General features: G+C 48.7%; 17 protein-coding genes. 1 reads left to right on the forward strand and 16 read right to left on the reverse strand.

The window, feature by feature from the left end:
- Positions 1–87: 87 nt before the first annotated feature.
- The 4 genes from HPY27_RS07220 to HPY27_RS07235 all read right to left on the reverse strand — a co-directional run bounded on the left by HPY27_RS07220 (position 88) and on the right by HPY27_RS07235 (position 3242).
- Positions 88–246, reverse strand: coding sequence for a hypothetical protein (locus HPY27_RS07220; protein ID WP_017248239.1), 159 nt, complete (start codon positions 244–246; stop codon positions 88–90).
- A 171-nt stretch (positions 247–417) separates the two neighbouring features.
- On the reverse strand, positions 418–1380 hold the full coding sequence (locus HPY27_RS07225) for an L-threonine 3-dehydrogenase (RefSeq protein ID WP_173621659.1): 963 nt from the start codon (positions 1378–1380) through the stop codon (positions 418–420).
- Complete coding sequence (locus HPY27_RS07230; protein WP_017248237.1) at positions 1377–2570, reverse strand: glycine C-acetyltransferase; 1194 nt, start codon at positions 2568–2570, stop codon at positions 1377–1379. Before HPY27_RS07230 ends, HPY27_RS07225 begins: the two co-directional genes overlap by 4 nt.
- Positions 2571–2864: 294 nt before the next feature.
- A complete protein-coding gene (locus HPY27_RS07235; RefSeq protein WP_026043057.1) occupies positions 2865–3242 on the reverse strand; it encodes a (2Fe-2S) ferredoxin domain-containing protein in 378 nt (125 codons plus the stop codon).
- Positions 3243–3388: 146 nt separating this feature from the next.
- On the opposite strand from HPY27_RS07235, the gene xerS reads away from it, so the two are divergent.
- Positions 3389–4501 carry a tyrosine recombinase XerS gene (xerS, locus tag HPY27_RS07240; protein ID WP_026043056.1) on the forward strand — a complete coding sequence of 371 codons (1113 nt, stop codon included), beginning with the start codon at positions 3389–3391 and terminating at the stop codon, positions 4499–4501.
- A gap of 79 nt (positions 4502–4580) precedes the next feature.
- On the opposite strand, the gene HPY27_RS07245 is transcribed toward xerS, so the two are convergent.
- From HPY27_RS07245 to HPY27_RS07300, 12 genes are all read right to left on the reverse strand, one after another.
- The gene (locus HPY27_RS07245) at positions 4581–5474 is read right to left on the reverse strand and encodes a manganese catalase family protein (protein WP_174224696.1); all 894 of its coding nucleotides are present in this window, start codon (positions 5472–5474) and stop codon (positions 4581–4583) included.
- Between the two features lie 70 nt (positions 5475–5544).
- Positions 5545–5793 carry a YuzF family protein gene (locus tag HPY27_RS07250; protein WP_017248235.1) on the reverse strand — a complete coding sequence of 83 codons (249 nt, stop codon included), beginning with the start codon at positions 5791–5793 and terminating at the stop codon, positions 5545–5547.
- A gap of 157 nt (positions 5794–5950) precedes the next feature.
- On the reverse strand, positions 5951–6766 hold the full coding sequence (locus HPY27_RS07255) for a transglycosylase domain-containing protein (RefSeq protein ID WP_174224697.1): 816 nt from the start codon (positions 6764–6766) through the stop codon (positions 5951–5953).
- 105 nt (positions 6767–6871) lie between these two features.
- On the reverse strand, positions 6872–8455 hold the full coding sequence (locus HPY27_RS07260; RefSeq protein ID WP_174224886.1) for an acetate--CoA ligase: 1584 nt from the start codon (positions 8453–8455) through the stop codon (positions 6872–6874).
- Between the two features lie 138 nt (positions 8456–8593).
- Complete coding sequence (locus HPY27_RS07265; RefSeq protein ID WP_017248231.1) at positions 8594–9592, reverse strand: branched-chain amino acid ABC transporter permease; 999 nt, start codon at positions 9590–9592, stop codon at positions 8594–8596.
- 7 nt (positions 9593–9599) lie between these two features.
- The gene (locus tag HPY27_RS07270) at positions 9600–10460 is read right to left on the reverse strand and encodes a branched-chain amino acid ABC transporter permease (protein ID WP_174224698.1); all 861 of its coding nucleotides are present in this window, start codon (positions 10458–10460) and stop codon (positions 9600–9602) included.
- A 27-nt stretch (positions 10461–10487) separates the two neighbouring features.
- Complete coding sequence (locus HPY27_RS07275; RefSeq protein ID WP_173621652.1) at positions 10488–11189, reverse strand: ABC transporter ATP-binding protein; 702 nt, start codon at positions 11187–11189, stop codon at positions 10488–10490.
- Positions 11173–11943 carry an ABC transporter ATP-binding protein gene (locus HPY27_RS07280; protein ID WP_174224699.1) on the reverse strand — a complete coding sequence of 257 codons (771 nt, stop codon included), beginning with the start codon at positions 11941–11943 and terminating at the stop codon, positions 11173–11175. The genes HPY27_RS07275 and HPY27_RS07280 overlap by 17 nt, the downstream gene beginning before the upstream one ends.
- A gap of 12 nt (positions 11944–11955) precedes the next feature.
- Positions 11956–13125 carry a substrate-binding domain-containing protein gene (locus HPY27_RS07285; protein ID WP_371814318.1) on the reverse strand — a complete coding sequence of 390 codons (1170 nt, stop codon included), beginning with the start codon at positions 13123–13125 and terminating at the stop codon, positions 11956–11958.
- Positions 13126–13192: 67 nt separating this feature from the next.
- Entirely contained in the window at positions 13193–14239 is a 1047-nt protein-coding gene (locus HPY27_RS07290; RefSeq protein WP_174224700.1) for a 3-oxoacyl-ACP synthase, read from the reverse strand.
- Complete coding sequence (locus HPY27_RS07295) at positions 14236–14652, reverse strand: MaoC family dehydratase (RefSeq protein ID WP_174224701.1); 417 nt, start codon at positions 14650–14652, stop codon at positions 14236–14238. Before HPY27_RS07295 ends, HPY27_RS07290 begins: the two co-directional genes overlap by 4 nt.
- 10 nt (positions 14653–14662) lie before the next feature.
- Positions 14663–16189, reverse strand: a complete 1527-nt coding sequence (locus HPY27_RS07300) for an o-succinylbenzoate--CoA ligase (RefSeq protein ID WP_173621649.1) — start codon at positions 16187–16189, stop codon at positions 14663–14665.
- Positions 16190–16192: the final 3 nt, after the last annotated feature.

The raw sequence follows: 16192 nt of genomic DNA on the forward strand, positions 1-16192 counted from the left end.
TTGGACGGTTTTCCATTTGTGCGAAGCATAGCAACCGGGAACGAGAAAAACCTTCCGGATTCTGGAAGGTTTTGTTTTTACATGGTGTCAGCGATCTCGAACGGTCTCGGTATTATTTGACCATCCCCAGCTTTCTATTGGTCGCTCCTCATTACCACTGCCTTTCGTCTCTTGAATATTTGGGATGACTTGTCCTTCTTCGTCGTGCTTCGAATGGTTGTCCTGCAAGTTTTTTGGTAAATCCATGGTTCTCCCCTCCGTTCCTCTTTCCTTCAAGCATGTTTTGTTACTGTGCCCATACAGCGGGAAAGACATTCAAAAGCCTTGCACAGTGCATATGATTGGATAAACAAAAAACTGCCACCTCTCTCGTATCACGTACAAGTAGAAATGGCAGTTTTCTTTTTCACTCTTTGTTTATCCGACTTGTTGGAGCAACTTTCCCCGCAGTTTTGCGAGCATGTCCTCAGTCATTTTGTCCAAGTCGTACTCCGCTTTGAAGCCCCACTCTTGCAAGGCAGCCGTAGCATCAATGGAGTTCGGCCAACTGTCGGCAATCGCCTGACGCACAGGGTCGACTTCATAAGAGAGTGTAAACTCAGGAATGTGTTTACGGATCGCTGCTGCTACATCCTCTGGCTCAATACTCATTGCAGTCACGTTGAACGCATTGCGGTGAATGAGCTTGGATGCATCTGCTTCCATCAGGGAAATAATCGCATTCAGCGCATCCGGCATATACATCATATCCATGTATGTGCCTTTGCCGATGTAGGACGTATACGCTCCGTATTGGATCGCCTTGTAGTAAATGTCTACTGCGTAGTCGGTCGTACCACCACCAGGCGGCGCTACATACGAGATCAGACCTGGGAAGCGTACGCCGCGCGTATCTACCCCGAATTTTTGATAATAGTAATCGCAGAGCAACTCACCGGATACTTTGTTTACGCCATACATGGTCGTAGGGCGTTGGATCGTGTCCTGTGGTGTGTTGTCCTTCGGTGTAGTCGGACCAAATGCACCAATCGAGCTTGGCGTAAAGAATTGGCAGTTCAACTCACGTGCTGCTTCCAGCGCGTTTACCAGCCCACCCATGTTCAGGTTCCATGCCAAGAGAGGCTTTGCTTCAGCTGTTGCAGACAACAGGGCAGCCAAATGCATGATCGTATCCACGCCATGTTTCTTCGCCAGCTCAAACATCCGGTTCCCGTCGGTGACATCAAGAACTTCGAATGGACCCGATTGCACAACAGGATCGTCTTCGTTTTTCCGGATATCTGTGGCGATGACTTGATCCGCTCCGTAAATATCGCGTAATTTCATGATGAGCTCGGAACCAATTTGTCCTAACGCCCCGGTTACCAGAATTTTTTTCATTTCAGGATCCCCATTTCTTTCCCGACTTTTTCGTAGATGCTAAGGGCACGATCCAACATTTCTTTGCTATGTGCCGCTGTTGGCATATTCCGTACACGACCGGTTCCTTTTGGTACAGTCGGGAACACAATCGCTTTCGCGTACACGCCCTCTTCATACAGTCGCTTGCTGAACTCCTGGGTTTGCTGTTCGTCTCCGATAATGCATGGAGTGATAGGCGTTTCGCTCTCCCCGATATTGAAGCCGAGTTCTTTCAAGCCTTTTTTGAGGTAATGTCCGTTATCCCACAGCTTGTCATGCAGTTCGGTGCTGTTCATCAAAATATCGATAGCCGCAATGGATGCAGCCACATCCGCTGGAGTCAGCGAAGTCGAGAACAGGAACGGTCTGCTGCGTACTTTGAGCCAGTCGATCAGCTCTTGGCGTCCCGCTACATAACCGCCGACTACCCCAATTGCTTTGGAAAGTGTACCGATTTGGAAGTCGATTTTATCAGACAGGCCAAAATGCTTAACCGTTCCTGCCCCTTTACCGAGAACTCCAGAGCCGTGGGCATCGTCTACATACGTAATCAAGTCATATTGTTCGGCAACCTCTACGATTTCCGGCAGCTTGGCAACATCGCCATCCATCGAAAATACGCCGTCAGTAATGACCATCAGTTTTTTATATTTGCCGGATTCTTTCGCTTCCTTCGCTTTCGCACGCAAGTCATCAATATCGGAGTGGTTCACACGGATAATTTGTGCACGAGACAGGCGGCATCCATCGATAATGGAAGCGTGGTTCAACTCGTCAGAAAGAATCGCATCGTCCTTGTCCATGACAGCAGAGATCGCAGCCATGTTGCAGTTAAAACCAGATTGGTAAGCAATCGCGGCTTCCGTGTGCTTGAAGGCAGCGAGCTTTTCTTCCAGCTTCACGTGCAAGTCCAAGGTACCATTAATGGTACGTACAGCCCCTGCCCCTACACCGTATTTGCTCGCTGCTGCAATCGCAGCGTCCACTAGGCGTTGATCAGTAGCCAAGCCCAGATAGTTGTTGGAGGAGAGGTTGATCAGTTCTTTTCCTGCAATCGTAATGACAGGGCCGTTCGCACTTTGCAAAGGGTCAATGACGTTGTACAGTCCCTTGCTCTTCAAATCTGTCAGATTTTCATGTAAAAAATGTTCAAGTGTTTTGCTCGCCAACGAGAATCCCTCCATTATTACAGCCATCGATTAGTAAGTTCCACAAAAACAATTGTTCACACTGTATGGACACATCATTGTGATAAAATTCGCATAAAATCAACTTAATCTACAAACATTTTACCACCATTTACTTAAAACGTCCACATCACAAAGACATATTGTTAACGCTTTCAATCATTTTCCTTTTGATATTGTCATCTCTCCTACTTTCTCCTTTTGTCGTAATTCGTAGACTCCTGAAAATGAAAAAACCACTCTCTTGCTTCATGTGAGCAGATCGTGGCCTTTTCCTCATTTTTTTGCTTTTTGTGATTTTAAGATACCAGGCTTGGTGTCAATCGTACGCACAAAACCGTTCGTTTCGAAGCGATGCGTCATCAAAGCCTCTACTGGTCTGCCATTTTGAAAATGCTCTTCCACCAACAGCTGTGCATCTTCTGGCGTCACGTTTTCATACCAGATTCCTTCGGGGTACACGATCATCACGCATGCGTCCTCACAGCGTCCGTTGCAACGCGTGCGGGTTGTATGTACATAGTCATCCAAACCTGCGTTGGTAATCGCTTCGCGTATCGCTACCGTAACCTCTTCGCCACCCTTGCGCATACAGCTTCCGCCATTACAGATCAACACATGATGCTTTGTCTGAGATAAGTCCCATGTTGCCACTACGAATCCTCTCCGTTCTTGTCCAACATCCATCCATACTCCCCATCATGACGGTTTCATGTTCAATTTGCAATTCCCAGAACGTTTGGTTTTTGATAGAATATATGTTCGTATACGATTTACAAAATGATTTTGGTGGTGAAAGCATGTCCGTTACCAAACAGCGCGATGCCTTGCAGCTTTTGCAAACAGTGGGCTCCTACCCATGGTATGTCGAAAAGTTTATTGAGCATAAAAAAGCAAAAAAGAATTCACCCTCCACCTTGCTTGGATACCTTCGCGATTTCTCTTTTTTCTTTCGCTGGATGATGACAGAAGGTTTGAGTACCGCGATGGATATGAAGGACATTCCATTAAGCGATTTGAATGACCTAAAGAAGGAAACGGTAGAAAGCTACATATTGTACTTGCAGGAGTCGCATTTATATGAGCGATCCGCTTTGCTCTCGAACCCTACCAAAAGCGCAAAGAAAGAATACAGTGACCGCACCATCAGCAGAAAAATATCGAGCCTGAAATCGCTTTTTCATTACTTGTCTGCCCTCGCTGAGGATGAGAATGGGGAATCGTATTTGACGCGGAATGTCCTCGCCAAAATCGAACTGGAGATCACAGAGCTGACTCCCCTCGCACGCGCCCACGCCATTCGGGCAAAAATCCTGATTGACGACGAAATCTATCAGTTCGTTGATTTTGTCTACAACGGATATCTGGCCCATTGTGATACGGAAAAAAAGAAGCAGTATCACATGCAAAACCGCGACCGAGATACTGCCTTGATCGCGATGATTCTCTCCGGTGGCTTCCGTGTGTCAGAGATCGTCAGTCTCGATCTATCCGACATTATTATGGAAAAAAACCAGTTGAAATTGATCCGCAAAGGAAAGAAAGAGGACGCTCCTTTTTTCAGTGACTGGGGCAAGGAGTACTTAGCCAAATACTTGCAGCTGCGTGAAAAATACAATCCCGAACCGCAAGAGGACGCTGTTTTTCTCGCTGTTTCCCCTTCCAATCCGAATGGGCATCGCATTGAAGTGCGGTCTGTCCAAAAGCTGGTCAAAAAGTACGCCAAAGCCTTCGGCATCCCCGATCTGTCTGTCCATAAGCTTCGTCACAGCTTTGCTACACAGTTTCTCCGCTTGAACCCTGACCCCCATCAGCTACAAGCACAACTGGGGCACTCCAAAATCGAAACGACCATGCAGTATGCCCATGTCCTAGAAGATGCTCTGGGTAAGGCTGTGAACCGAACGACGTAAGAATGCCTCAACAAGAACAAGTGACCAATCTGCATACCACTGCGGACTGGTCACTTTTTTCGTGCTTTTTCCATTCCATCTACATCCCCGCTGACCTTTGCAAGCGTTCCGCGATTTTCATAAAGTCTTCCCGCGATACACCTGGCGCAAATTCTTCTGGCAGTTCATCTAAATCCGGAACAGGGCCGCCATCCGGGACGCCTTGAATGACCTCTGCTGTTCCACCATCAGGCAACGGGCCGCGCCAAATCATGGCGATATCCTGATAGTCCTGATAGCTGAACGTAAACAACTTGCGATTCAATCCCATCGCGATATACGGGTGAGTGGCATCGAATTGGGTGTTATCCAGATTGGGAACAGGCAGCATTTTCGTCATATCCACACCCGTAGCGATCTCCAAGGCTTTTGCGTACGCTACGATATGGACGCCCCCTCTGACGAGCAAGTAACCGATCATGGCCCGAGCTGTGGGATGATCCGTCATTTCGTACACCCTCATCTTGTGAGTACGCGCTCCGCACTCCAGAAAAAAGTTGTGCAAAAGATCAAGCACCAAGTTCCCGCTCGAGAATACATAATCACCTGCCCATGATTTTCCCATGGAGTCTCCTGGCATCGCGGTTTGCGCGGTCGCAATAAAATGGTACGTATTGCGCTTATTCAAACCGTTATTCAGTGGAGTCGTATCAGGGTCCCCCGGCCGCGTAATCCCTTTCATGCACAAATTGATTGCGTTGGAGACCAGCTCCACATGCCCGACTTCTTCCGCTGTAATGCTGGTGACCAAATCATAAAAAGGCTTTAGTTTGCTCTTTCCACGAAAGTTGAAGGATTGGAACAAATAATTGTTTAGCGTTGACATCTCACCAAAACGACCGCCCAATAGCTCCTGGACGGCCGCAGCGGCGTTGGCATCTCCATAAGCCGGTTCTGGCAGCTCAATTGCCAACCTGTTGATACGAGTAAACAACCTGCTTCCCTCCCCCGTTTTGCACCTACCTGTACTGTTTTATGTGGGCGAAGGGTTGTTTCATACCAGTTTAAAACGGCATGACCCAGACGATCTGTTGTAGGCGTACAAAAAACGTAGAACCTCCCGTCTGTAGTACCACATGGTCAGGTAGCACATCGACAACGTTTCCACGGACATTTCCCTGGGTTGTTTGAATGGCAACTTCACGCTTTATAACACTCTGCAACGTCTGATACAAATAAGGGTCAATGAAGGAATTCATAGCGGGGGTACTCGACGCTGGTTGTGCTTGTGTCTGAAAAGGATACGAACTCATGACGTTTTTGGACTCCTTCCTGTAGTTCCTCCCTGTATTTTATGCCCAAGGGTTGGGATGGGTGAGTGCATAGGATATTCCTTACCATTCTGCATGCCTGATCGATTCCAAAACAAATATCCCCTGCCATCTAGACAGGGGATTCCATTACATTCGTTTATTTCGCTGCACGGTTGGCAGTAGGAACAACGTAAATCTGCTCGTTCTTTGCCAATGTACTTTCGCTTTGATCAATCACGTCCAATTCGTTCATCCGGTTCAATACAACCGCTTGCCGTTGTTTGGCTCGGTCCCAGTTCTTTACCGGTGAGTAACGCTCTGGTCCTTTCGGTAAAGAAGCCAGCATGGCCGCTTCTCCCAGTGTTACCGCTCGATTCCCTGTTTCTGTTGCTTTTTTTCCGAAGTAAAAGGGAACAGCCTCGCCAATCCCGTACTTTCCGTGCCCGAAATAAATGACGTTGAGGTAGATTTCGAGCAGTTCTTTTTTGCTGTATCGCTGTTCCAATTGCAAAGCGATCGCGATTTCCTTCACTTTTCTGGTCATCGTTTTGTCGTTCGTCAGAAACAGGTTTCGCGCCAACTGCATGGTAATCGTACTTCCACCCTGCACGTAGGCACCTTCCTTGATATCGACCCAGATCGCTCGGCTCAATCCAACAGGATCTACTCCTGGATGCTCCATAAACCGATGATCCTCGATCGCAACGAACGCCTTCCACACATGGTCAGGCATTTCGTCCAGCTTTACATAGCTGTTGGATTGCTGTACAGCATCCAGCTTTTTCTCATCTATCCATATATTCCCTGTCCACGCAAGCACGATCGGCGCCAGGATAGCTGCCATCATGATCACGAGAAAACTGATACGCAGTCGTTTTTTCCAACGAACACCGAGTTTCTTGATGCTCTTGGGCATGCTCGCCGCTTCATACAAGTCGGTGTTTCTTCCTAATGGGATTGGAAGGTGGTTCATGCTGCATTCCCCCTTACCTTGCTTCTACTCACATTGTAGGGGATGCGCGCATTTCGTCCCATCGAATCCACTTACAGCAATCTTACAATTTCGTAAGACAAACCATTACGAATGCTGATTTTGCTGTGCCTCGTGCTGCCGCAGCTCGATCCGTCTGATTTTACCGGAGGTCGTTTTCGGCAGTTCCTGTACAAATTCGATTTTACGCGGGTATTTATACGGAGCGGTTAATTGCTTGACATGGTTTTGCAATTCCACGATCAACTCTTCGGGTGGCTCATTCCCTTTTTTCAGGATGACAAAGGCTTTTACCACATGACCACGCTCTGGATCTGGACTGGCAACCGCCGCACACTCCGCTACTGCCGCATGCTTCACCAAGGCATCTTCGACCTCAAAGGGACCAATCGTATATCCACCTGAGATGATAATGTCGTCCGAACGTCCTTCGAACCAGATATAGCCATCTTCATCCATGCGACCTTGGTCGCCCGTCACGTACCAGTCACCGCGAAACGCTCTGGCAGTTCGCTGTGGATCATCCAGATAGCCTTTGAACAGTGCCACCATATGGCGATCGATGGCAATATCGCCCACTTTGCCTACTGGCAACTCCTCTCCTTCTTCGTCAATAATGGCGATTCTCACAACTGGCGATGGCTTACCCATCGAACCTGGCCTCGGCTCCATGCCGACAAAGGTACCCACCAGCAAAGTGTTCTCTGTCTGTCCGTATCCATCTCGCACAGTCAACTGGAATACGCGGCGGAATGTGTCGATCACTTCCCGATTGAGCGGTTCACCGGCCGAACATGCGGAGCGCAAGGCGGACAGCTTGTATTGTTCCAAATCCGTTACTTTTGCCATGATTCTGTACTCGGTTGGCGTCGCACACAAGACTGAAACTGGATATTTTTGCAGAATTGTCAAATAATTATCGGCAGAAAACTTTCCTTTATAGACAAAGGCGGTCGCTCCCAGCCCTAACGTAGAGACAAACGGGCTCCAGATCCACTTGGCCCAACCAGGCCCCGCCGTTGCCCAAACCACGTCACCTTCGCGAACGTCCAGCCACTGTGTCGCGGCCACAGCCAAATGCGCAAACGGCCAACCGTGAACGTGCATAACCCCTTTGGGTCCCCCAGTCGTGCCTGACGTATAAGACAGGAAGGCCAGCTCATCCGACTTCGTGTTTACGACCTCAAATTCTGTGTCCTGCCCCTGGAGTAGCCCCTCAAGCGAAATCCAACCTTCTTTCTCTTCGCCCGTCGTGATGTAGTGTTGCAGGGTGGAACAGTTGCCTCTCGTCAGATCAACCTCACTCATTGCTCCCGCGAAGCTGATCACAGCTTTGACTTTTGCATGATTGATCCGGTACTCGATATCTTTGTAACGCAGCATCTCTGACCCTGGCAAAATCACTGCCCCCAGCTTCAGCAGTGCCAAATAGAGGCCATAGGCCAAGGTTCCTCGGGAAACCAAGACGAGTACCCGATCCCCATGCTCGATTCCAATGGACCCTAGACCATTTGCAATTTTATTTGAATATTGGCGCAAATCTTCGTACGTAAGGATATGTTCCTGACCTTGTTCATCTAACTCCCAAACCGCTCGTCTCTCCGGATGTTTTTTCGCCCATTCGTCCACCTGGGCAGCGAAGTTATAGTTCACTGGCATGTTTAGTTCCATAGGCACATCTCCACCTTTTCTAATGACTGATGAATAATAATTCGACATCACTATAATTCTCCCCTTTTTCTTTCGACAAAAATGGGACAAAAAAAGGCCAACCTTTTTTATGGGTTGACCTCCTTTCTTTCATTCCTATCACTCTACTTGCTCCGTAATCGTTGCAGCCTGCAGGGAACGCTGTTTTCTTTTTTCCCTCCACTCTTGAAAGCTGCCGACAATTCCGCTAGGGAAACAGAGCACAACCAAAATATAGAGCAAGCCTAGGAAGATGACCCATCTCTCGAAAATCGGATGAAGCTTCGCCAACTCTGTCAGCCCATGATGCGCCAACTCCACGATCCCTGATCCCAGAATGGAGCCAAATAGCGTTCCCAGCCCACCGATCATGCTCATCAAGAGCGCATCTAGCGTCGTTTCAATCGAAAACACTTGGGTGTTCACGAAGCGTAGCATGACCGCGTACAAGCCTCCACTAATCGCAGCAACCACTCCAGCGACAATGCTGACGATTACCTTATAATGAAGAATTTGATAGCCTAACGCTTCCGCACGTTGTTCATTTTGACCGATGGCTTTCAAGACCTTGCCAAGTGGAGAGTGCGTAAACGCCCGCAAGATGACGAACAGCATGACCATTAGGATCAGGCATACATAGTAAAAGGACAAACGATCACGAAACAGCTCAGGCACCGGAAAGGTGAAGCCATCCCCTCCCATCGTCAGTGAGCGCCATTTTTCTGCCAATACGAATAGCAGCTGGGAAATCGCCAAGGTCAGCATCGCATAAAAATGACTTTTCAATCGCAACGACAGCATCCCGATCACGTAGCTGAGAATACCGGAGAGCACGATGGCAACGAGTACGCCAAGCAAGAAATAACTAATCGTCGCATCAAAGTTTTTCAAGAATAAAGACACGGAGTACGCACCTATTCCGAAAAACATACAGTGTCCGAATGAGACGATCCCCGTATAGCCGAGCAACAAATCAAAGCTCATCGCAAAAATCGCAAAGATAAAGATTTGGGTAAACATAATGTACATGCTTCGCGAGTCTGAAAGAAACGGCAAAACCGCCAAAGACAAAAACACAAAAAGAATAAATCGATGGTTCAACAATCCGGATGTAGTCAACGCATGATCACCCCTTCGCTCCAAACAGGCCGGATGGTTTGATAAGCAGCACTGCCAGCATCAGCAGCATGTTCACTGCCAGTGAAAGCTCTGGAACGAAGTAAGCCATAAACGAGCCAAGCACTCCTACTAAAAGCGCCGCAACCATAGAGCCTTGAACGCTTCCCATCCCACCGACAATGACGACGATGAATGCCAGAATCGCATACTGCATACCCATTTCCGCAAAAATAACCCCTGAATACGGTGCCAGCAGACTTCCTCCGAGTGCGGCCATGCCTGCCCCCAGCAAAAAGACGAAAGTAAACACTTGTTTAATATTGATGCCGAGTGCCTGCACCATTTCCTTATCGATGACGCCCGCTCGGACGATCAAGCCTAGTCTCGTTCGCGTCAACAACAGGTGCAACCCAACGTACATAACTATTCCGACTGCAATGACAAACAAGCGATAATTGATCAGTATGATGTCGCCAAGCTCGATGCTCCCTTGCAAATAATCTGGTAATACTGCCCGAATAGGATTGGGGCTCCAAAACACCTTGAGCAATTCACTGATCACGAGCATCCCACCCAATGTCACGAGCAGTTGCTGAATATGATCACCGTACACGGGGCGGATCAGCACGCGCTCCAACACAAAACCGAGCAGCATCCCGATGACGACAGCACCTACAATGGCCAGAAGAAAGCTATCCGTCAATCCGAAAAGCCATACACCAGCAAAAGCTCCCCAGGCAAACAATCCACCGTGGGCAAAGTTCAACACACTCATTAAGCCAAAGATCAACGTGAGCCCGGAAGCGAGCAAGAAAATGAGTATGCCTGTCGCCAGTCCATTTACCAGCAAATTAATCGCGACATCCATTTCATCCTCCCCCTCCCTGTTATACGCTCAGGCAATGCCCAAATATTTTTGTCGCGTATCTGCATCATCCTTCAACTCCTGCATCGCGCCACCGCGGACAATTTTCCCTTCATCCATCAAGTAGTACTGCTCGCCGATCATGCTCGCCATCATAAAGTTTTGCTCGACTAAAAGCACAGTCGTTTTCTGCTTCATCGATTCGATGTGAAACATGAGCTTTTCAACCATGATGGGTGCCAGTCCCTTGCTCGGCTCGTCAATTAACAAGAGTCCGTTGCTGTTCACATAAGCTCGTGCAATCGCCAGCATTTGCTTTTGACCTCCGCTTAAGTGCCCGCTTTTCTTTTTCCAGTAATGTCGCAGGTCAGGGAATAGATCCAGCATCCAGGCGAGCTTTTCTTTTTGTTCGTCGTCATTTTTTTGCATGGCGAGCCGGAACGTCTCTTCTACCGTAAAATCATGAAAAATCCCTTGATTCTCGGGCACATAGCCAATCCCCTTACGCGCGATGAAATAGGTCGGCAGATGCCCGATTTCTTCTCCTAAATAGCGAATTTGGCCATGACGGATCGGGGCAAGCCCCATGATGGAACGAAGCGTCGTTGTTTTGCCCGCGCCGTTTCGTCCAAACAGGACAGTAATACTGCCTGCTTGCACGGATAGCGAGACTCCCTGCAAGATGTGAAACTGGTCGAGGTACGTTTCAATGTGATCAAGTTGCAGCATCATGCTTATACAACCCTCCCAAGTAGGCAGACTGCACCTGTTCATTTCGCATCATGTCAGTCGGTGTCCCCTCAGCCAATAGCTCTCCATGAAATAGTACGACCATGTGATCGGAGAGTGATTTGACCATGTCCATCTTGTGTTCGATTAGAATGATCGTGCACGTGTTGCTTTCCTTAATCGATTCGATCACCTTCAATACAGCTGGGACTTCCTCCAGTGAAATCCCAGCTGTTGGTTCGTCTAGTAAGAGAACATCCGGACGCAGTCCAAGTAGCATGGCTAGCTCCAGCTTTCGTTTCTCCCCATGCGCTAGTAGGCTTGCCAGCACATCCGCCTTTTTCTCCAGCAATACCAGATGCAGCAAACGCTCAACTTCCTCAGCCTGTCGCATCTGATCTGCCTGAGAAATCCACAAACGAAACCGAACCCCCTGTGCGGCTTGCACGGCTAATCGAATGTTTTCCCGCACCGTTAGCTTGGGAAATAAGTTTGTCAATTGAAACGATCGTCCAATACCCAATCTCGTTCGTGCTGCTGGGGGCAAGTGTGTAATATCTTGCCCCTTGTACTTGATCGTTCCTTGCGATGGAGTAAGCTGCCCGCTTAACAAGTTAAACAATGTCGTCTTTCCGGCTCCATTCGGTCCGATGATCGAAGTAAATCGCTGCTTCGGGATATTTAGCGATACCTTGTTTATGACGGTTTGCTCCCCGAATGCTACGCTTACGTCAATCGTTTCCAACAAGTAACTCATCACACACCTCCTCTACTTCTGGTTCCTGACAGGTGGTGCTGTCTCTTCCATCGTCATCTCCCGAACGAGTACAGGAACCGGATGATCGACTCCATCTTTTTTCTCTAGCTTGATCGCGTACAACGTTTGCAGTGCCTGATGGTCCTCGACTCGGAACTGCATCTGCCCCTTCGGTGTATCAAAGGTCATGCCTTCCATCGCCGTAATCAACTTCTCTGAATCTGTATCGGCGTTCGTCTTTTTCAGCGCTTCCACAATCGATACGGCTGCCGTCATCCCGCCTGCCGTAAATAAGTCAGGAATCTCGCCGTTAAAACGCTTCTTGTGCTCATCGATAAGCCAATCGTTCATTTTCGTTTTCGGGAGCGAATGGTAATACACCGAGAAGCCTTCCATTCCGATCATGGCCTCCATCGTTTTCAAGGCAGCGATATCAGGTGCTCCCGTAGACACCTTGATGCCTTTTTGCTGAACCTGCATATCTTGAAGCTGTTTCCACGGGGAGTTCGAGCCTGCCCACGTGATGAACACATATTCGGGTTTGGCGCTAATGATTTTTTGAATGTTGGCTGTAAAATCAGTCGTGTTCGTGTCCACGTATTGTTCTTCGATAATGACAGCCCCTAATTTTTCAGCCGCGGTCTTAAAGGCTTCAATCCCTTCTCGACCGTAGGCGCTGTCTTGGGCCATCGTCGCGATCTTCGTTCCTTTGGAAGCAATCGCCGCAGCGCCAGCAACTGCGTCCTGCGAAGAATTTCGACCTGTGCGGAAAATGTATTTGTTCCAGTTTTTCCCGGTGATACTATCTGCTACAGCCGGTTCTACGACCATGATTTTTTTGTACTCTTCTGCCAGCGGAAGGACAGCTAGCGTATCGCCTGAACTCGAGGAGCCTACGAGAAAATCTACCTTGTCGGTCTCCAGGAGCTTCGTCGCTTTTTGGACGCCGACATCCGGCTTCGTCTCTGTATCCTCAACGACAAACTCGATCTTTTTGCCAGCGATCTCTCGCTTGCCCTCTGTTGCATAATCGAGTCCAAGCTCAAAGCCTCTTACCGTCTGCTTGCCGTAGCTCTCCAATGGCCCCGTAAGTGAAGCGAGTACGCCTACCTTGATCGTATGACCACCATCAGATGAAGCGCTTTCATTTTGGCTGCAACCAACAACAAGCACGACAGACATCGCTAGCGGGAGCAACATTTTCCAACCTCTTTTTTTCACGTCGGTTCCTCCTCGAGAGTCATAATGTTCATTGCGATTCGGCTAACCATTCCAGCACGGTTGCAGCCCACGTATATCCAGTTCCAGCACTGACAGCTACGACAATATCCCCAGGGGCAAGACGTCCCTCTTGTTGTGCGACATGTAGTCCAATACACGGATCGAGTGCAGACAAATGCCCGTAATGATCGAGATAGACGGCCTGCTCCTCGCTAAGTTGCAAACGTTCCAACAGCTCTAAGAACATCGAACGCTTTGTGTGCAAAGGAAGCAGCAGCTTCAAATCCTGCAAGGAACGATTGCTTTTTGCCAATGCCTGCTCTACCACATGGACAAAGTTTGGTATGGAGACGGGATCCAGTCGTTCTTTCATATCGCTTGGATTCGGCACATCGATGTAGTGGAGTCTGTTTTCCACCGTTTCATGACTAGGTTGGTGCCTTGAGCCGCCTGCGGGTATCCTAATATCATCGTGAAAAGAACCATCGGTAATGACACAGCTGTGGAGAATTCTACTCTTTGTAGCACCACGCTTTACAAGTGCCGCTGTCCCCCCATCTGCAAAATTAAACATGAAGCGTGAGCGAGGATTTTCGTAATCGACGATTTGTGATTCTTTACAGCCAGCAACCAGCAAAATGTTTTCAATGGATGCATCTGCCGTCAGCATATCTTTGGCGACCTTCAAAGCAATTGGAAAGCACGAGCTGACGTTCATCATCTCGAAACCGTATGCGTTTGTTGCTTTTAGCTCGTATGTAATCTTCGGTGCGCTGGACCATACATAGTAATCTTTGTGCGGACTGCCGAAGTAAATAATCACGTCAATCTCAGATGGATCGATCACCGAGCCGGTCAGCTGTTGGGCAGCGAGCACAGCGAGGTCTGATGCATGAAGCGTGTCATCTGCGACATGCTTTTGGTATAGACCGAATTTTTCGATAATGACTCGCGTGGGGATTCCGGTCTTTTCAGCCAATCGCTCAGCTGTTTCTACTCCCTCTGGAAAAAATACGGACGTCGCTTCCACTCCGATAGTCTGCTCGTGGATCGTATTCGCTTCAAGATGATTCATACTTTCGCTCCTTCCTTCGGTACGAGCATCGTCGCTGTTCCAGTCAGAACTACTTTTCCATGCTGATTCGTGCATTCCGTCAGTAATCGGATCATGCCTCTCTCTTCCTGATACTCCAGCACAGTGGCGGTCGCTGTGATTGTGTCTCCGATCAATACCGGAGCCGTAAACTGAATGGTCTGGTCCTTGTAAATGGAACCGATGCCAGGCAACTGCATCCCGAGCAATCTGGACAACATGCTCGCCGTCAACAGTCCATGTGAGATACGCTGACCGAATCGCGTGTCTTTTGCGTACTGTTGGTCGATGTGCACCGGATTATAATCCCCACTCATTCCCGCAAATAGAACGATATCTGTTTCCGTAATCGTTCTGCTAAAAGATGCTTGCTCCCCTATTGCAAATCTCACCATATGAATCACCTCATTGCGTAATGGAATCGCTCTTCAATCTGGTCAATGCTTGCTTGACGATTTTCCCTGTTGCATTGCGTGGCAGTTCGTTCAGAAACACGAATGACTTCGGGATTTTATACTTCGCCAGTCTTTGCTCACAGTGCGCTTTAATGTATGCTTCCGTGATGACTGCACCTGATTTGGGCACGATAAACGCCTTTGCGACCTCTCCCCATTTTTCATCGGGTACACCGACGACTGCGGCTTCCTGAACGTCATCCAGCTCACCGATGACCTGTTCCAGCTCCAGCGGATAAATGTTCTCCCCGCCTGAGATAATCATGTCTTTGCGCCTTCCTACGATATAGGCGAACCCTTCTTCATCAAAACGTGCCAAATCCCCTGTGTACAGCCACCCATCCCGGATGGTCTTGGCTGTTTCTACTGGTTTGTTCCAGTATTCCTTCATCACATTCGGACCTTTGACGAGCAGTTCTCCAATTTCGCCATGACCCACGTCTTTACCGTCATCCGAGATCAGGCGGACTTCACAAAACATGACGGGCTTACCGATTGAGCCGGCTTTTCTTTTTGCATCTTCCTTCGCAATCATAAACACAGTAGGAGATGTTTCTGTTAGGCCGTATCCTTGTCCAAAAGGGAGGCCTCGCTCCTGAAAATGCTGGATGAGTTCCATGGGGCATGGAGCGCCGCCGTTGTAAAACCAACGGACAGAATCGAATGATGTGGTAGCAAATAAGGGACTTTGACGAATGGCTTCATGGATGGCGGGCACACCCATCACGATGGTGACTTGGTGTGATTCGATTAGTTGAATCGCTTTATCAGGGTCGAACTTCCCGGCGACTACGACGCGTCCGCCAGCAAGCCATGTAGGGAAGGCAAACAGTCCGATTCCCCCGATATGAAAGAGTGGCAATAAGACAATCGAGCAGTCTTCTGAGGTGAGATCAAGCGCGGCTACATTGTGTACGGAGTTCCAAAACATATTTTCTTGGGTGAGTACTGCTCCCTTAGGCTTTCCTGTCGTTCCTGATGTATAGCAAATGATGTATGGATCATCTCCACTGCCATCATCTGCCTCGGTCCTACTGTGCTGGGATGACTCACTCGGGCCATCCTGGCTCCAAGGGAGTTCTCCCGGTTCCAGCCATATCATGTGCGCAACACTGGCCTTCCCCTTGATCAGCTCAATGGTGGCAGCGAACTCCGGCTGCGCACATAACACGCGGATACCACTATCCTCAAACTGATAGTCTAATTCTGCAGGGGTCAAGCGAATATTAAAGGGGACAGCAATCGCACCGAGTTTGGCGATGGCAAACAGCAGAAGCACATACTCCAAACTGTTTTGGGACAAAATGCCGATCCTGTCCCCCTTTTTGACCTGTAGCTCATGTCGTAAATAGTTGGCAAGACATTGCATCTGCTCATTCATTTGCTGATACGTAAGTGATTGATCGTTGGCAATCACTGCGATCCGCGTCGGAGTGATTCGGGCTCGCTTTTCAATCCAATAAGCAATTCCGTGCATGAA

The organism is Brevibacillus sp. HB1.1 (assembly GCF_013332445.1).
GTDB lineage: Bacteria > Bacillota > Bacilli > Brevibacillales > Brevibacillaceae > Brevibacillus > Brevibacillus porteri.